The sequence below is a fragment of the Extensimonas vulgaris genome (genome assembly GCF_003337425.1).
GTDB classification, from domain to species: Bacteria; Pseudomonadota; Gammaproteobacteria; order Burkholderiales; family Burkholderiaceae_C; genus Extensimonas; species Extensimonas vulgaris.
This window is the reverse complement of record NZ_QPJU01000027.1, coordinates 1-1,156: the sequence shown is the minus strand read 5'-3', so window position 1 is coordinate 1,156 and position 1,156 is coordinate 1. Positions and strand designations below refer to the sequence as shown.

Annotated in this window: 1 protein-coding gene; it reads left to right on the top strand. The window is 59.9% G+C overall.

Going from position 1 to position 1,156, the window contains the following annotated elements:
* Nucleotides 1–70 precede the first annotated feature (70 nt).
* Nucleotides 71–1,156: an IS630 family transposase gene (locus DFR45_RS14270; RefSeq protein WP_114484398.1), complete on the top strand. Its 1,086-nt coding sequence runs from the start codon at nucleotides 71–73 to the stop codon at nucleotides 1,154–1,156.

Genomic DNA, 1,156 nt, shown 5'->3' with positions numbered 1-1,156 from the left:
ATTCTTGATGAAGCTTAAAATCTGGCTGGGATTTCATCGATTCACGATGATCCCCAAAAGGAGCCAGGCCATGCGGGTAGCCCCCAAAGTTGAATTGACCGAGGAACAGCGAGCCCAACTCACAAAGCTCACGCGCTCGGGACGTACCAGCGTCAGACAGGCACAGCGCGCGAACATCATTTTGCTGGCCTCGCAAGGCTGGGACAACAAGGACATAGGGCGGCAAGTGGGTCTTGGGCGGGTGGCGGTGGCCCGCTGGCGTCAGCGGTTTATCGACTTGGGTCTGCCCGGCATCGAGCGGGACTTGCCCAGAGGCGCACCGCCGCAGAAGGTGGATGTGGCCAAACTGGTGGAGCTGACCACGCAAAGCCAGCCCGCGGCCGCCACACACTGGAGCACGCGCAAGATGGCTGCCGAGTTGGGCGTCAGTCCCAGCACGGTGATGCGTCACTGGCAGGCCCACGGCTTGAAGCCCCACCTGGCGCGCAGCTTCAAGGTCTCGCGTGACCCGCAGTTTGTGCAAAAGCTCGAAGACATCGTGGGGCTATACATGGCGCCGCCCGAGCATGCCCTGGTGCTGTGCTGCGACGAAAAGAGCCAGGTGCAGGCGCTGGATCGCACGCAGCCCGGATTGCCGCTGAAGAAGGGCCGCGCCCAGACCCTCACGCACGACTACAAGCGCCACGGCACGACCACGTTGTTTGCAGCCCTCAACGTGCTCGATGGACAGATCATCAGCCAGTGCCAGCAGCGGCACACGCACGTCGAATGGCTGAAGTTTCTCAAGCAGATTGACAAACAGACGCCCCCGGACAAAACCTTGCACCTGATTGCCGATAACTACGCCACCCACAAGCATCCCAAGGTGCAGGAGTGGCTGCACAAGCATCCGAGGTTTCACATGCACTTCACACCCACCTCGGCGTCTTGGCTGAACATGGTCGAGCGTTTCTTTCGCGACCTCACGACCGAGCGGCTGCGCCGCGGCGTGTTCACTAGTGTGCGCGAGCTCGAAGAGGCTATCGAGGACTATGTGCGCCATCACAACGAATGCCCCAAGCCTTTCATTTGGACCAAGAGCGCCAAGGACATCCTGCAGAAGGTCATCCGGGCAAACTCGCGATTAAGTTCTAAACAGAATGAAACACTACACTAG